The organism is Rothia nasimurium (assembly GCF_042660305.1).
Lineage (GTDB): Bacteria > Actinomycetota > Actinomycetes > Actinomycetales > Micrococcaceae > Rothia > Rothia nasimurium.
In genome coordinates this window covers 16,198-30,751 of record NZ_JBHSTW010000026.1, presented here as the reverse complement: position 1 = coordinate 30,751, position 14,554 = coordinate 16,198, and the positions used below count along the sequence as shown (strand labels likewise).

Sequence of the window (14,554 nt, the reverse complement as noted above, 5' to 3'; positions counted from 1 at the left end):
ATATAACCTAATTAAGCCCCCTGTGGCTAGTCTTTGGCGAAAATTTTTTTGGTTAACCTATTTTGTGGGATAGGTGAACCTAAAAAATGGCTTGTTGTGCCTTGCCACTGGGGGGAACGGGCGATTTTCAGGTGGAAGAGGGGCGGACGCCGCCGTGCCAGACTCTGAGAACAGGCTAGACTGGTGGGGTGAGGGAATGGCTTGAAAGTTTGCACTGGGTTGCCGCCATCGGCTTTATGTGGGTGGTGGGTATTGTGCGTACCTCCCTCGTCTTTTCTCTGGGCTGGTTAGCCCAGGCTGGGGGTTCCCGCTTTGAGAAGATACAGCACCTGATGGGCCACCCCCTCTACCGCCGGGCCCAGTATTTTGTGAATCGCTGGGGTGTGCTGGCTGTTCCCGCCTGTTTCTTGACGGTGGGCTTTCAAACTGCGGTTATTTTGACTACCGGCTTTACCCGTATGCCCCTGTCCCGCTGGATTCCAGCTATGCTGGTGGGCACTTTCATGTGGGGTACCATCTACGCAACGGTTGGCATGTCGGTTGTCTGGCTTTGGCTTGAGAACCCACGGGTGGCCGCCCTGGTGCTGGCCCTGCTGGCGGCCGTCATTATCACCGCAAAAATCTGGGACAGAAAACGTTCCATGCCGCGACTACCGAAAGACACTAAGCTATGACCCTGAGCGAGCTGATTCTTGCCCACCCCGACCTGCTGGTTGACGATCAGACCGCCCGCTATGAGCAGGTGGGGCAGGTGCCCGGTCTCTGCGTGGGGTTTGTTCCCGGGGTTATGCCCGGTAAGTGGTTTACCCGGTGGCGGGAGCGCTATTCGGCGCTGGCTCCTCTGACCGACGTAGCCCTAGCTGAGGGGCAGGGCCTTGCTTCGCTCGATGCTTTTGCGGATATGGCGCTGGTGCGCGCTGAGGACGAGCCCGAAGCCCGCGATAAGAAGCGCTACCACGCGATTGAACTCTACCGGGAAACCCCGGTGGTGGTACTCCCTAAGGATCACCTGCTGACGGTGCTCGAGACCGTTCCGGTTGCTGAGCTAGCCGAAGAATTTTTACTCCAGAGCCCCGATGAGGTGCCCGAATGGCGCGATCTTTCCGCCGACTACCGGGCCGAGAACCCGCGTCCGCTACCTCAAATGAGGCACCGGGCCGACGCGATTGAGCTGGTGGCTGCCGGGCTGGGCCTGTTGGTGGTGCCGATGTCTGTAGCCCGTTTTTACCACCGCAAAGACCTGACCTACCGCCCGGTTGAGGGACTGGGTGAGTACCCGGTTCTGCTGGTGTGGAAGCGGGAGGTGCGTGAGGACGCCCGCGAGCAGGTAATCCAGGACTTTGTGGGTATTACCCGCGGCCGCACCGCTGCCTCTCATCGCGGTAGTGATAGCCGCGAGGTAGCCCTTGAGAAGCAGCGGCGCGAGAAGGAAGAGGCTAAGCGGAAGCGGGCGGCTGCTAATAAGCGCCGTGAGGCGGAAGACCGTAAGAAGCGGAACGCCCAGAAGAACGGTAACCTGCGTCAGTACCAGGCCCAGAAGGGTGGCAAGGGGAGCGCCAAGGGCTCGGGCCGAGGCTCCCGGGGCAAAAAGCGCTAAATAACAAGTTGCGCTGAGGGGCTAACCGAGAGCTAGCTCTTTTGGTCGGTCTTTTCTTCTGCTTTCTGGGCAGAAGATGAAACCACGGCGCGTTCCTCGTGTATCTCGCTGTGAATCACCGACTGTTTAGCCAGCGGAATACGAATGCCCCGCTGATCCATAGCCTTCTTGAGCTCTTCCCGGAGCTTACGCCCCACCGCGAACTGCTCGGAGGGAGCGGTCTTGACTGTCAGGCGCAGTACCACCGACTCGCCGGTTACAGACTGCACACCCAGGTACTGGGGCTTACCCGAGATGTTCTCTTTGATACCGGGTAGCTTGATGGCTTTTTGAATTGAGGTCATGAGGAAGCTCGCCATCTCGTCGATATCGGCATCGTAGGGAATGGGCAGGTCGATGATGGTGCGGGCCCAGCCCTGGGAAGAGTTGCCCACGCGCAGAATCTCGCCGTTGCGCACGTGCCAGAGGGTTCCTGCCGTATCCCGCACCTGGGTGGTGCGCAGACCCACTGCCTCCACCTCGCCCTCGGCCTCACCTAAGTTGACCCAGTCACCGATGCCCAGCTGGTCTTCGGCCACGATGAAGATACCCGAGAGGAAGTCTTTAACGAGAGACTGGGCACCGAACGAAAGCGCCACACCCACTACACCGGCTGAGGCAATGACGGGGGCAATATTGAAGCCCAGCTCGGCGATAATCATGACGATCATGACCGTCCAAATCACAATCGATGAGACCGACCGGAGCACCGAGCCAACGGTCTGCGCTCGCTGGGACTGGCGGGTGCTCGCCAGAGACGTATCGGTCTTCCACCGGCTAGTTTTGCCGCCCTTTTTCTCTTCTGCTGCAACCACCCGGTTGCGGGTGCCGCGGGCGATAGAGTCGGTGACCTGGCGAATGATCACACGCACCAGGCCGTGCAAGACGAACCCGAGGATGATAATAATGAGTATGCGCAGAGGCGCTCCCAGCCAAAAATCTAGGCTGGCCAGCCTGGCCATTACGGTTCCGGCGGCCTCGGCGCTTTCTTCAAGGGGTGTTGTTTCTGCTGCTAAAATCCCGGTCGCTGTCATACCTACGAGCCTATCGTCTTTGGCTGAAGAAAACCGGAATGCCAGCTGCCCGCGAACGCTAGGGCGGCGCACCTGAGCCAAGGGTGCAATAGACTGGTTTTTCAGAGACGAACAAAGGAAGAAGAGATGCCCCTGGTGATGGATACCCGCCCGGCCGCTTACGCCGTGGTGATTGAGGACGGCAAGATTCTGCTCTCCCGCTGGGTACCGCATATTCCCGGTTACCGCCCCGGCTGGACCCTACCCGGTGGCGGCATGGACCCCGGCGAACAACCCCATGAGACTGCCGTGCGCGAAGTCTTTGAAGAAACCGGTTACCGGGTGGAACTTGACCGCCTGCTGGGGGTGCACGCGGCCTACTTTGAGCCCGAAGCCGGGGCAACCCGTCCTTTCTGCGCCCTGCGTACCATCTACACTGCCCATATCACCGGCGGAGAACTTACTGCCGAGATTGGCGGATCGACCGACCTGGCAGAGTGGGTTCCGCTGGCTGAGCTCGACCAGCATTTCTACTACTCCCTGGTGGATGAGGCCGCACGTCTCTTAGGGTACGCGGACGCTCGTGAGCTGGCAGCCAGTTACCGGGAGGGTTCGCATGACTAGGGAAGCGACTAAGGAACAAGGACGCCCACGCGCACAGGGCTACCGCGCCCAGCTGGTTGCTCTCGCTGCGGCCACTGGCCTTCTACTGAGCGGCTGTGGCAGCTCAACGACCGGCAGCAACACAACTGTCTCGACCAGCCCCGCCACGACCGCTACCCTGCGTATCGGTACCGGGCTGACGGCTGAGACCCGACACGCAGCCTATATCTACCAGGCTGCCCTGCAAGAAGCGGGCTACACCGTTGAAGTGGTTGAGACCGACGGTAGCCGACCCGCCTACTTTGCCAGTATGGGGATAGACACCGCCGCCACCGCTACAGCCAGCCCTACTGCGACCGAGCCGGTAGAGGGGCTTGTGCATATCACCCCTGATTTATCTGGTGACCTGCTGCTCTACCTCACCGATAACGGAGCGGTTAGCCCCACCATTATCGAAGAAGAGCGGGCTAGCGCCGCGGCAGAAACCAGCCCCGCGCCAGACCCGACTGCGAGCGCAGAAGCTAGTGCGGGCGCGTCCGCTGATACCAGCCCTACCGCTACACCAAGTCTTAGCGCTACGCCCAGCCCCAGCGCTACCTCGCTGAACGTGCGCGGGCTCAGTAGCAACGACATCGTCAGCTACGTTGACCGTGCCCTGCCCGATACCGCTGAGGTGCTCTCGCCCTCGAACGCTACTAACCGGTATGGCTACGTGGTCACCCGGGCTACTGCCCAGCGCTATGGTCTGGAGACCATGAGCGACCTGGGGCAGGCCTGCTCTGAGCTCAGCCTGGTTGCCCCCGAAAACTACGCCACAAACCCTAGTGGTGCTACCTCGCTGAGCACCCACTACAGCTGCACCCCGGAAACCAGCAAGACCGCTGACAGCCGGTCAGAGCAGGCCCAGGAGCTCATCACCGGCGCAAGCAGCATGAGCTACATGTACTCAGCCAGCGCAGAGATCCCGGCCAATAACCTCGTGCTGCTTGAGGACCCCGAGCGCACCCAGCTCGCGCAAAACATCGTTCCCGTCACCCGCGCCGGGGAGCTGCCCCAGCAGGTCAAGGACATCATCAACGATGTCTCCGCTCACCTCGACACCGATTCCCTGGTGCGCCTCAATACGCTCACGAGCGGCGATAACCCCGTCTCAGAAACCGACGCCGCCCATTTCTGGTTGACCCGCATGAAAGGGTAATCTAAATCTCATGGCATTCAAGCAATCAAAAAAACTTCAAAACGTTCTCTACGATATTCGCGGGCCCATTCTGGAAGAAGCCCAGCGTATGGAAGCGCGTGGTCACCGTATTCTCAAGCTCAATATCGGTAACCCGGCGCCCTTCGGTTTTGAAGCGCCTGAAACCATCATGATGGATATCATCGAGCATCTGCCCTATACCCAGGGCTACTCTGATTCCCGCGGCCTTTACTCTGCCCGTACCGCCATTGTGCAGTACTACCAGAACGAGGGCATCATGAACATCACCACCGACGACGTTTATCTGGGTAATGGTGTTTCAGAGTTGATTCCCATGACCCTGCAAGCCCTGCTCGATAACGGCGACGAAATTCTAGTACCCAGCCCCGACTACCCCCTGTGGACGGCTGCCACCCAGCTTGCAGGCGGCAAGCCCGTACATTACCTCTGTAATGAAGAGGACGGCTGGCTACCCGATATTGAAGATATCAAGGCTAAAATTACCCCCAATACCCGCGGCATCGTGGTGATTAATCCCAATAACCCCACCGGTGCTGTCTACACTCCGCAGGTGCTCCAGCAGATTGTCGATCTGGCCCGGGAACACGAACTGGTGATTTTTGCCGATGAGATCTACGAGAAGATTCTCTACGACGGCGCTCAGATGACCCACGTGGCAGCTTTTGCAGGCGACGACGTGCTCACCCTAACCTTCTCGGGTCTTTCCAAGGCCTACCGGGTCTGCGGCTACCGTGCTGGTTGGGTGGCTATTTCGGGACCCAAGCTTGCGGCTGCCCCCTTCATCGAGGGTATTAACCTGCTGGCTAATATGCGCCTGTGCGCAAACGTGCCCGCCCAGCACGCCGTACAGACCGCCCTGGGCGGCTACCAGTCCATCAACGACCTGATTCTGCCCGGCGGACGCCTGAAAGAGCAGCGGGACCTGTCCTACAAGATGCTCAGCGAAATGGACGGCGTGACCGTGCAGCAGGCTGAGGGCGCCCTCTATCTCTTCCCCAAGCTCGATATCGATAAGTTCAATATCACCAGTGACGAGCAGTTCATGCTCGATCTGCTACGGGAACAGAAGATTCTGCTGAGCCACGGCACAGCTTTCAACTGGTCAGAGCCCGACCACTTCCGTCTGGTCTTCCTGCCAGATACCCGCACCCTGGCCGATGCCCTGGAGCGTCTGGGCAACTTCCTGGCTGACTACAAGCAGAACTAGGACGTCTGGTTCTGGCGGGCGGCGTCCAGGGTTGCCTGGGCGCCGTCGAGCCAGGCTTCGCAGCGCTGGGCAAGGGCCTCGCCCCGCTCCCACAGGGCAATAGACTCTTCAAGTGTGCTCGCACCGGACTCCATGCGGGCTACAACCTGCAGGAGCTCTTCGCGGGCCTGCTCGTAGGTCAGTTGCTCTACCGGAGTCGCATTCAACTCGGTCTTAAATTCGATGGTGTTGCTCATAGGTTTCCTTTCCTCGACCTGGCATCTGACCAGGTTCTAGTGGTTTTTCTCGTGCACGGCGGTAACGGTTGCCTCCACAGCGCCGGCTGCCGCGCGCACACTAATGTTTTGCCCCTCGTGCAGGGTGCGGGCATCGCGTACCAGCTGGCCGGAGGCGTCCTGCATCACCGCATAGCCGCGCTCCAGGGTCTGCTGGGGTGACAGGGCCGTAACCCGCGCCCGTAGCTGGCTAATAAGATCACGGTCCCTGGCAAGACGGTGGACGGCCGCGTTCGAAGCCCTCGCCCGCAGCCGCTCAATATCCTCGGACCTAGCCAGCAGGGCTGAGCCCGGGTTGGCAAGAACCGGACGGGACCTCACCTGGGCTAGACCGTAACGCTCAGCAGACACCAGCTGCTCTACAGCCCGCACCAGCTGGTAGCGAGCCGAGGCGAAGAGCTCACGCTCCTCACGGACGTCCGGAACAATACGCTTACCGGCATCGGTAGGGGTCGAGGCTCGCAGATCTGCTGCGTGGTCCATCAGAGGGGAATCAGCCTCGTGCCCAATAGCCGATACGACCGGGGTATGTGCCGCTGCAACGGCCCGAACCATTGCCTCCTCAGAGAAAGGCAGCAGGTCTTCAAAGGAGCCGCCACCGCGGGCAATCACAATCACGTCGATGTCATCCCGGCTATCAAGCTCAGCCAGCGCAGACGTCACCTGGGCAACCGCGTTCACGCCCTGCACCGCAACCTCCCGTACCTCAAAATCAACGGCAGGCCAGCGCAGAGAAGCGTTACGAATGACGTCCTTCATAGCATCCGAATCACGGCCGGTAATTAAACCCACCCGGCGGGGGAGCAAGGGCAGGGGCTTCTTACGCTCGGGACTAAAAAGACCCTCAGCCTGTAGCTTGGCACGTAACTGCTCAATGAGCTCCAGCATAGAACCCACACCCACCGGCTTGATGTTAGAGCCCTGCATCGATAGGCGGCCGGTCTTCACCCAGAAATCAGGCTTGAGCTGCAAAACCACCCGAGAGCCCCGCTCCAACTGGCCCTGCACCTTAGCCATCTCTGAGCCCCAGACCGTAACCGATACCGAGACTTCCTGCTCAATATCGCGCAGCGTCACGTAAGAAACCCTGCCGCGGTGGTTGAGCTCAATAATCTGCCCCTCCACCCAGGTCGGTACGCAACGGGCAATATACTCGTGCATCTTATTCGACAGCACATGCAGGGGCCAGGGGTTATCGACGCTGGTCTGGCCAGCACGTTCCGCTAGCTGCCGGGGTGTGCCCTGGGCCTGCTGTTCTTGCTGGGCCTGTAGCTGCGCCAGCGTCAGATGGCCGGGTGCAGAATCACCAAAACTGTTCATACACCTACTTCTACCACCGCTGGCTGACACTTTAAGCATTGAGCCGAGAAAAACTGTCTTCTTTCTGCTATGGGGTTTTTGAAAGGTTACGCAGGCTCACGCTCGCTGCCGACCCTCTCACCCGGTTCGCTAGCGCTCACAAGGTGATTCACGCCAGCCCCGAGCCAGCAGCTTCGCTGTGAGCCTGCTCCACCTATAAGAACTGCTCAAGCAAATACTCAGTAAGACCGGCTACCATGCAAGCATGACGGGTACCCGCAAGAGCACAGAAGACTACGGCGACGGCAACTGGACAAACCCCTATGTTCAGGCCGAAAATCAGCGCGCCCAAGAAGCAGCCCAGGCAGCCTACGCCCAGCAGCCCCAGGGCTACACCCACCCCTATGCAGAGCCGGCCTCGGCTCACTATGCCCAGGGGGCCTACCCTCCTGAAGCGCAGGCGCAGGGGGTAGCGTCCGCCCCGGTGGCGTCCTACGCGCCCCCACGGACGCCTCGACGTCAGCGCCGCCGTCCGGCCTTTAGCCTGGCCAGGCGCTTTCTCTGCGTCCTATTGGCCCTCCTTACGCTGGCTACCGGGCTAACCGCAGCTACAGCCTACTGGGCGCAAACTACCCTGGTAGATACCGAAAACTTTGCGGCGATGACCGAGTCCATCGCCTACGATCAGGACTTCCAGACCAGTCTGGCAAGCGCCGTTACCGACGACATCATGGCCTCACCCGCTATTGAAACCTACCTGGGCGACGGGAACTCCACCGCCTGGTACGGGGGAGTGCAGAACTGGCTCTATGATCAGACCTATACCCTGGTTGACGGGGCTACCAACTCGCTGGTGACCTCCGATGCCTACCCCCAGCTGTGGGCCCAGGTGATTTCAGATACCCACGCCTATAACTTCTCGGGTGAAAGTCGCCCGGCGGTGCTTGACCTTTCTGCCCTCTACGACCAGGCCGGGGCGTCTGTGCAGTCGGCGACCGGCTTTGGTATTGATACCTCAAGCCTGCCCGGCCGTACCATCATCCTGGATACGGGGCAGAGCATCTGGCCTATCAATTCCACTGTCAATACCCTGATATGGCTGGCTTCCTTCTGGCAGCCCCTGCTGGTGGTTAGTGGCGTATCCGCCCTGCTCGGGTTCCTGCTCTGGCCCCGCAACCGCTTTGCCTACCTAGCCTTCATCGCCTTCAGCGCAGCAGCCCTACTCTGGATCGCTGGCCTCCTGGGTGGTGGTGCCTCGCTCACCGCCGGGATACAGCTACCGGCTAGCAACGCGGCCGTCCTTTTCCTGCAAAAACTGTCTGAAACCATCACCGCATCTTTCGCCAGCTACCACAACGGCCTAGCCCTCAATCTGCTCATTGCGGGGGCGGTACTGACACTTCTTGCTCTTCTTTCAGCGATCATGGGCCTGACTGCGAGAGAAGCCACTGCACGCACCCGCTAGAACCACGTAGGATAGAGACTATGTCTACCCAAGAGAAGACCATTGAACTGGGTCTGCCCACCGTACCCCGCGTGCGCAGGACCCGCGAAGAAGTTGAGGCAGCCGCCCCCACTGGCGACAAGAAGGTGCTCCTAGCAGCCCCCCGCGGCTACTGCGCCGGTGTTGACCGCGCCGTCATCGCCGTTGAAAAGGCCCTAGACCACTACGGGGCGCCCGTTTACGTGCGCAAGCAGATTGTTCACAACCGCCACGTGGTTGAAACTCTCGAAGCTCAGGGTGCAATTTTTGTGGACGAGGTGGAGGAAGTCCCCGAGGGCGCCGTCACCGTCTTCTCCGCCCACGGCGTGTCACCGGCTGTTGTGGCCTCAGCGGAAGAGCGTCAGCTCAACACTATCGACGCTACCTGCCCCCTGGTGTCCAAGGTGCACCGCGAAGCTGTGCGTTTTGCCAAGCAGGACTACGACATCCTGCTCATTGGCCACACCGGCCACGAAGAGGTTGAGGGTACCGCTGGCGAAGCCCCCGACCATATTCAGATTGTGAACTCACCTGATGAGGTGGATCAGGTGACCGTGCGCGACCCCGAGAAGGTCGTATGGATTTCGCAGACCACCCTGTCTGTGGACGAAACCCTTGAAACCGTTGCCCGCCTGCGCGAACGTTTCCCCACCTTGCAGGACCCGCCCTCCGACGACATTTGCTATGCGACGTCTAACCGTCAGGGCGCTATCAAGGAGATCGCTCCGCAGGCTGATCTGGTGATTGTGGTGGGTTCGACCAACTCGTCGAACTCTGTGCGCCTGAAGGAAGTCGCCCTGGAATACGGCGCTAAGCAGGCCTACCTGGTGGACTACGCCAATGAGGTTGATGAGGCCTGGTTCGAGGGTGTGACCACCGTGGGTCTGACTTCTGGCGCTTCTGTGCCCGAGGTACTGGTGCAGGATGTGCTGCGTCTGCTGGCAGACTACGGTTACGTTGACGTTGAGAAGTTTGAGACCGCTAAGGAAGATATTCTCTTCTCGCTGCCCAAGGAGCTCCGCGCGGCCCTGAAGAATGATTCGGGTGAGCCCGCGATGCGACTGGGAGGACGAGGAGCGAAGCCGACACGATGAGCGAGCGGTTCACCGCGTGCGGTGAAGTAAGAGCGAGCGAATGGGAAGCTGTGAGCGAAGCGAACGCCATTTACCTTGCGCGAAGAGTTTCCCTATAAGAAAAGGCCCCCGCACGGGGGCCTTTTCTTTTGGTCTGGTTAGCTGGGAATCAGGCCGTAGACGACGGCGGAGAAGGCGGCGATACCTGAAATCACCACGAAGATGTTGGAGAGCTTGCCGCGGTAGGGGGCCAGGGTCGGTACCTTGTGGATGGCCCACATGGGCACGATGAAGAGCACCAGGGCCATGACGGGGCCTACCAGCGATTCGATGAGGGACAGGACGCTGGGGTTTAGCACGGCTGCAATCCAGACGGTAACCACGATAAAGACGTTGATAGCCATGTTGAGGGCCTTATCGCTGATGCGCTTTTTCTCGGGGTCAAAGTTCTTTCGGATGATGCCGGCTGCTCCTTCGTGCCCGCCGAGCCAATGGCCGAAGTAGGAGGAAACGATGGCAGCAATAGCTACGATGGGGCCGAGCCAGTTGATGAAGGGGGCATCAAATTCGTTGGCCAGGTAGGAGAGGACGGGCAGGTTTGAGGCGCGGGCTTCAGCCAGGCCGTCCGGACCGATTGCCAGCACACAGGACCAGACAAAGCCCATGGTGAAGACGGTCAGAATGATTGAGGTAACGCGTAGCACGCGGGAGGCCTTGACTGAAGCGAAGCCGTGGTACTGCTTGCGCATGGCGACCGAGAACTGGGAGATGGCTGCTGCGTGGTAGAAGGAGAAGACGAGGACGGGCAGCATGAGCCAGAGGGTCATGGAGAAGTTGCCCGGGGCAGGTACCTGGCTAAAGCCGTCCAGCGACCAGTGGGGAATCAGGTAGAGGGTGAGCGCGGCGAGCACCAGAATGAGGGGGTAGACCAGGAACTGGGTGACCGTGAGCATGAGTTTCTGGCCGATAATCATGACGGCGCTCATGGCACCGACCAGCAGAGCGGCGAGGAGCCAACGGGGTAGGGGGTCTAGCCCAAACTGGTTAGTGAGAAAGGAATCAACCGTATTGGTAATGCTGACACCGTAAATCAGCAGAATGGGGTAGATGGAGAGGAAATAGAGCAGGGTAAAGATTTTGCCGAAGCCTCGGCCAAAGAATTCTTCGGCAACCTCGGTGATGTCAGCGGTTTGTTTGGAACTGGCAGAAACCATGCGGGAGAGCCCGCGGTGAGCCAGGAAGGTCATGGGCCAGATGAGAATTGTGGCGGCTAGTAGCGGCCAGACGCCACCGGCACCCGCGTTGATGGGGAGGAAGAGAATGCCCGCGCCGACGGCTGTGCCAAAGAGACTAATAGTCCAGGCCGTGTCAGTGCGGTTCCACTTTGGGGCCCGGGTTGCAGCGTCGCCCATTTCGATGGCTGCGGTAGAGACATCGGTGTATTCGTTGCTGCCCTTGTGAGACATACAAAAACTCCTAGATTCACATCGTTGTGAGATACGTGTACTTATTATTCTAGCCTTTTTTGTATGGGGCATGCAGAATGGGCCTATGCCCTACCTCTTTCTCGCACTCGCCATCGGTTCTGAGCTCATCGCCACCACCTTGCTGAAATACACCGAGGGGTTCACCAAACTGTGGTTTACCCTAGGCTGTCTGGTGGGCTATGGTTTTGCTTTTTTCATGCTGTCACTGGCGGTGAGGGACATCCCGGTGGGGGTGGCCTATGCCCTCTGGTCGGGGCTGGGCACCGCTGCCATCGTCGCTATCGGTGCGGTCTTCCTGGGGGAGCCCATCACCCTGGTCAAGGTGGTGGGTATTTCCCTGATTGTTGCCGGGGTGCTGGTGCTCAACCTGGGCGGGGCTAGCCACTAGTTCTGGTAGCAGATTTCTTCCCAGACGGGCCGGTAGCCCAGCTCCTCATTAACCTTGATCATGGCCGGGTTGACGGCCGAGTTCATGGTAATAATTTGCTGAATGTGGGGCGCGGACGCCGGTAGGCGGGTGTGGCTCAGAACCTTGAGAGCGCGGGAGAGGCCAAGGCCGCGGTGCTCTGGCATGACCACGGTGGATTCCTGCCAGGCTGAGGCATTGCGTGTATCGGTGGGATAGGTCAAGGCCGTTAGCGCTGCAATCTTTCCTTGGTGTAGGGCTGCCGCATACATCAGTTCTTCTCCTGATGCATGGGTTTTCTGCTCTCTCTCGCGCAGACGCTCAGGGGTGAAGATTGAAGCCTCCCGACGGACTTCTCCAGTGGGCTCATCTACCTCTAGCTGGTGGTAAGCAGCTGCGGCTGACTCTAGGTGTTGTTCGGGAATTTTATGTTCCCACACCTCGAAGGTGTAGGCGGGATCGGTTATTGTCTTGCGCTCAGCCTCCTGCACAAGGTCTGCGGGAAGCGGTAGTGGAGCGATTCTCGTGATAGCAGAATTCTTAGGGTCCAAGCCCAGAAAGGCCGCAACCCTGTTGATGGGCAGGGCGGGGTCGTCCTTGTTATCATCCTGCATGAGGTAGCCGTAGTAGGTGATGTGGGTGCGTCCGCTGGGCCTGATAGCCTCTGCCAGAGCATGGTGGGTAAGTTCCTCTTCCAGGCCCCGCCCTTCGGCCTCGGGGTGGACGGCGAGATGGAAGTTCAGGCCATTCAGGTTCTCTTTGAGGGGGAGTGATACCAGCACAATACCGAGAATCTGCCCCTGAACCTCTGCCACCCAACGGTGGTTTTCATAGTAACTGGAGGGGGCAAGAATAGCTCGCCGCTCTTCAATGGTTGTGGTGTAGGGGAAGCCGTAGAGCTTTTCATCGCAGGCAGATTCTAGGGCATTGAGCTGCTCCATATCGGCATCGGAGTCAAGGTTGATAGAGCGAATGATGATGTCCCGAGGTGAAAACTGCGCTACTGTCATGCTGACCAGCTTACACGACTGTGGTGTAGTTAACTAAAGAAGTTCGGGGTGGGGATGGAAAGGCGGGGTTTCTCCTGCCTATGACCGTTTACAGCCAGCCGTTTTCATCGGCCCGGTGCGCTGCATCGAAGCGGTTCTCAGCGTTCATCTTGGCAATCGAACTGGAAAGATGGTTGCGTACTGTGCCTTGGGAAAGATGCAGTTGCGAAGCCAGGGTCACGATCGACGCGCCGTCCTTAGCCGCCTGTAGAACCTGCTTCTCGCGGTCGGTGAGAGGACTGGGACCAAGCGCAAAGCTCTCGGCTGCCAGCTGAGGGTCAACCACCCGCAGCCCAGCATGAATCTTGCGGATGGTTTCTGCCAGCTGGCTCGCCGGGGTATCTTTAACCACGAAACCGCTAGCACCTGCTTCAAGTGCCCTTGCCATGTAGCCCGGTCTACCAAAGGTAGTAACAATGAGGCTACGGCAAGGTAGATGATGCTCCCTCAGCTGCTGAGCTACACTGATACCGTCCATCCCTGGCATATCAATATCGAGTAGGACGACGTCAGGCTGGGCTTGGCGGGCCAGGTCTAGTACTTGGTCCCCGCGTCCGCAGGAGCCTGCAACCTCAATATCTGCCTGCAGGGACAGCAGAGCACCCAGAGCGTCCCGGACCAGTTGCTGATCATCGGCTATCAGAATCTTGATGGTGCTCACGCGTTAGGCTCCTAGAGGGGAAGTATCTCCGTTCATCGTAACAAGAAGGCGGGTGCAACCCCCGGTTTCAAGTAGCAAGTTACCGCCAGAAGCCTTGACCCTTTGTGCTAGGCCAGTTAAGCCGTTACCCCTGACCAGCTCATAATCCGGGGGCATAACACCGTCATCTAGGATTTCTAACCGGTCAGCTTCAACCTTGACCCAGCAGTTTTCTGCCCCTGAGTGGCGAATGACGTTGGTAATCCCCTCACGCAGAGCCCAGCTAAACAGCACCGAGTTGGTGCCGGTCACCTGGGCCTCTTGCCCGCTGGGTAGATGAGCCTTAATTCCGGCCGTTTCAAGGGCCCGCGCTGATGCGAGAATCTCACCGGCGAAGGTGGGCATTTTTAGGCGGGTGACGGTTGCTCGAACCTCGGCTAGGGCGGTGCGGGACAGCTCTGAGATTTCCTGCATTTCTCGCTGTGCTCTGGCTGGGTCAGCCTCTACCAAAGCTGTTGCTAACTCTGCCTTGAGGTTAATGACGGTTAAGGACCGGCCCAAGACGTCGTGCACATCGCTGGCGATACGCTCTGCCTGCTCGGTACGCTGCTGCTGCTCACGGCGTAGGTCGCGGGCGTCCCCGCCGGCTGAGAGCGCAGCCATGATGAGTACGAAGAAAGCGCCGGTAATAAACCCGTACCCGCCCTGCTGAAAGATGTGTGGGTAGTAAACCACCATGACAAAAGTGGATAAGACGGTAATGAGGCTACCGACTGTCAGCCCAATACGCGGCGGGGTTTGAAAGGCCCATATGGTAACAAAGTAGGTGAAGAAATAGAGCCACCAGAGCCCCAGCGTGTAGGCGAGCGCCGCAGTGGGGATGAGCAGGATCAAGCTCCATAGCAATGTCCGATGCCAGGTACTTGTGCCCGGTAAAACCCAGGGGGCGCCGTAGGAAGCCAGGTAAACCAGGGCAAAAACAAGCACAGCAACTAGCCCTAGCCCTTTTTCTATATTGCTCAGTTGGGTGTTAGCCAATATCTGTGTGAGCGGAAAGAGCAGAAATACTAGCCAGATTCCGGCGAACCCGGCTGCCAGCCAGTCAAACTGCCGCCGTGTGGTTGATTGGGTGCTCATGGTATCTACTTCCTGCTTGCTGTCGCG

At 59.2% G+C, this 14,554-nt stretch carries 15 protein-coding genes; 8 read left to right on the top strand and 7 right to left on the bottom strand.

The annotated features are described in order from the left end of the window. Positions 1-209: 209 nt before the first annotated feature. Entirely contained in the window at positions 210-674 is a 465-nt protein-coding gene (locus ACFP6B_RS10745) for an SNARE-associated domain-containing protein (RefSeq protein WP_237186038.1), read from the top strand. Next, positions 671-1,597, top strand: a complete 927-nt coding sequence (locus ACFP6B_RS10740) for a LysR substrate-binding domain-containing protein (protein ID WP_237206245.1) — start codon at positions 671-673, stop codon at positions 1,595-1,597. Before ACFP6B_RS10745 ends, ACFP6B_RS10740 begins: the two co-directional genes overlap by 4 nt. Before the next feature lie 32 nt (positions 1,598-1,629). Here the strand turns inward: ACFP6B_RS10740 and ACFP6B_RS10735 are convergent, their stop codons facing one another. Then, positions 1,630-2,670: a mechanosensitive ion channel family protein gene (locus tag ACFP6B_RS10735; protein WP_377129871.1), complete on the bottom strand. Its 1,041-nt coding sequence runs from the start codon at positions 2,668-2,670 to the stop codon at positions 1,630-1,632. A gap of 126 nt (positions 2,671-2,796) precedes the next feature. On the opposite strand from ACFP6B_RS10735, the gene ACFP6B_RS10730 reads away from it, so the two are divergent. The 3 genes from ACFP6B_RS10730 to ACFP6B_RS10720 are packed head-to-tail and all read left to right on the top strand — an operon-like array spanning position 2,797 to position 5,678. Next, complete coding sequence (locus ACFP6B_RS10730; RefSeq protein ID WP_237186041.1) at positions 2,797-3,273, top strand: NUDIX domain-containing protein; 477 nt, start codon at positions 2,797-2,799, stop codon at positions 3,271-3,273. Then, positions 3,266-4,450, top strand: coding sequence for a glycine betaine ABC transporter substrate-binding protein (locus ACFP6B_RS10725; protein ID WP_377129869.1), 1,185 nt, complete (start codon positions 3,266-3,268; stop codon positions 4,448-4,450). The genes ACFP6B_RS10730 and ACFP6B_RS10725 overlap by 8 nt, the downstream gene beginning before the upstream one ends. Before the next feature lie 10 nt (positions 4,451-4,460). After that, the gene (locus ACFP6B_RS10720) at positions 4,461-5,678 is read left to right on the top strand and encodes a pyridoxal phosphate-dependent aminotransferase (RefSeq protein ID WP_377129867.1); all 1,218 of its coding nucleotides are present in this window, start codon (positions 4,461-4,463) and stop codon (positions 5,676-5,678) included. Here ACFP6B_RS10720 and ACFP6B_RS10715 read toward each other — a convergent pair. Next, the gene (locus ACFP6B_RS10715; protein WP_135013197.1) at positions 5,675-5,914 is read right to left on the bottom strand and encodes an exodeoxyribonuclease VII small subunit; all 240 of its coding nucleotides are present in this window, start codon (positions 5,912-5,914) and stop codon (positions 5,675-5,677) included. The two genes, ACFP6B_RS10720 and ACFP6B_RS10715, sit on opposite strands and share 4 nt — an antisense overlap. Before the next feature lie 36 nt (positions 5,915-5,950). Continuing rightward, positions 5,951-7,273, bottom strand: a complete 1,323-nt coding sequence (gene xseA, locus ACFP6B_RS10710; protein WP_377129864.1) for an exodeoxyribonuclease VII large subunit — start codon at positions 7,271-7,273, stop codon at positions 5,951-5,953. Positions 7,274-7,517: 244 nt separating this feature from the next. Here xseA and ACFP6B_RS10705 point away from each other — a divergent pair, with 244 nt between their 5' ends. Both ACFP6B_RS10705 and ACFP6B_RS10700 read left to right on the top strand, forming a co-directional pair. Next, the gene (locus ACFP6B_RS10705) at positions 7,518-8,717 is read left to right on the top strand and encodes a hypothetical protein (protein WP_377129862.1); all 1,200 of its coding nucleotides are present in this window, start codon (positions 7,518-7,520) and stop codon (positions 8,715-8,717) included. A 20-nt stretch (positions 8,718-8,737) separates the two neighbouring features. Beyond that, complete coding sequence (locus ACFP6B_RS10700) at positions 8,738-9,829, top strand: 4-hydroxy-3-methylbut-2-enyl diphosphate reductase (protein ID WP_237199202.1); 1,092 nt, start codon at positions 8,738-8,740, stop codon at positions 9,827-9,829. Positions 9,830-9,966: 137 nt separating this feature from the next. On the opposite strand, the gene ACFP6B_RS10695 is transcribed toward ACFP6B_RS10700, so the two are convergent. Then, positions 9,967-11,274 (bottom strand): amino acid permease, encoded by a 1,308-nt coding sequence (locus tag ACFP6B_RS10695; protein ID WP_377129860.1) that lies wholly within the window; start codon positions 11,272-11,274, stop codon positions 9,967-9,969. Positions 11,275-11,359: 85 nt separating this feature from the next. Here ACFP6B_RS10695 and ACFP6B_RS10690 point away from each other — a divergent pair, with 85 nt between their 5' ends. Beyond that, a complete protein-coding gene (locus ACFP6B_RS10690) occupies positions 11,360-11,683 on the top strand; it encodes a DMT family transporter (RefSeq protein WP_135013866.1) in 324 nt (107 codons plus the stop codon). Here the strand turns inward: ACFP6B_RS10690 and ACFP6B_RS10685 are convergent. The 3 genes from ACFP6B_RS10685 to ACFP6B_RS10675 form a co-directional block, all read right to left on the bottom strand. Continuing rightward, positions 11,680-12,711 carry a GNAT family N-acetyltransferase gene (locus tag ACFP6B_RS10685; RefSeq protein ID WP_377129858.1) on the bottom strand — a complete coding sequence of 344 codons (1,032 nt, stop codon included), beginning with the start codon at positions 12,709-12,711 and terminating at the stop codon, positions 11,680-11,682. The genes ACFP6B_RS10690 and ACFP6B_RS10685 overlap by 4 nt on opposite strands. 88 nt (positions 12,712-12,799) lie before the next feature. Further along, a complete protein-coding gene (locus tag ACFP6B_RS10680) occupies positions 12,800-13,411 on the bottom strand; it encodes a response regulator transcription factor (RefSeq protein ID WP_377129856.1) in 612 nt (203 codons plus the stop codon). 3 nt (positions 13,412-13,414) lie between these two features. Continuing rightward, entirely contained in the window at positions 13,415-14,527 is a 1,113-nt protein-coding gene (locus ACFP6B_RS10675; protein WP_377129854.1) for a sensor histidine kinase, read from the bottom strand. Positions 14,528-14,554 lie beyond the last annotated feature (27 nt).

Coding starts and splice junctions, on each gene's coding strand:
- ACFP6B_RS10740 (WP_237206245.1), top strand. CDS start 671: ATGACCCTGAGCGAGCTGATTCTTGCCCACCCCGACCTGCTGGTTGAC.
- ACFP6B_RS10735 (WP_377129871.1), bottom strand. CDS start 2,670: ATGACAGCGACCGGGATTTTAGCAGCAGAAACAACACCCCTTGAAGAA.
- ACFP6B_RS10730 (WP_237186041.1), top strand. CDS start 2,797: ATGCCCCTGGTGATGGATACCCGCCCGGCCGCTTACGCCGTGGTGATT.
- ACFP6B_RS10725 (WP_377129869.1), top strand. CDS start 3,266: ATGACTAGGGAAGCGACTAAGGAACAAGGACGCCCACGCGCACAGGGC.
- ACFP6B_RS10720 (WP_377129867.1), top strand. CDS start 4,461: ATGGCATTCAAGCAATCAAAAAAACTTCAAAACGTTCTCTACGATATT.
- ACFP6B_RS10715 (WP_135013197.1), bottom strand. CDS start 5,914: ATGAGCAACACCATCGAATTTAAGACCGAGTTGAATGCGACTCCGGTA.
- xseA (WP_377129864.1), bottom strand. CDS start 7,273: ATGAACAGTTTTGGTGATTCTGCACCCGGCCATCTGACGCTGGCGCAG.
- ACFP6B_RS10705 (WP_377129862.1), top strand. CDS start 7,518: ATGACGGGTACCCGCAAGAGCACAGAAGACTACGGCGACGGCAACTGG.
- ACFP6B_RS10700 (WP_237199202.1), top strand. CDS start 8,738: ATGTCTACCCAAGAGAAGACCATTGAACTGGGTCTGCCCACCGTACCC.
- ACFP6B_RS10695 (WP_377129860.1), bottom strand. CDS start 11,274: ATGTCTCACAAGGGCAGCAACGAATACACCGATGTCTCTACCGCAGCC.
- ACFP6B_RS10690 (WP_135013866.1), top strand. CDS start 11,360: ATGCCCTACCTCTTTCTCGCACTCGCCATCGGTTCTGAGCTCATCGCC.
- ACFP6B_RS10685 (WP_377129858.1), bottom strand. CDS start 12,711: ATGACAGTAGCGCAGTTTTCACCTCGGGACATCATCATTCGCTCTATC.
- ACFP6B_RS10675 (WP_377129854.1), bottom strand. CDS start 14,527: ATGAGCACCCAATCAACCACACGGCGGCAGTTTGACTGGCTGGCAGCC.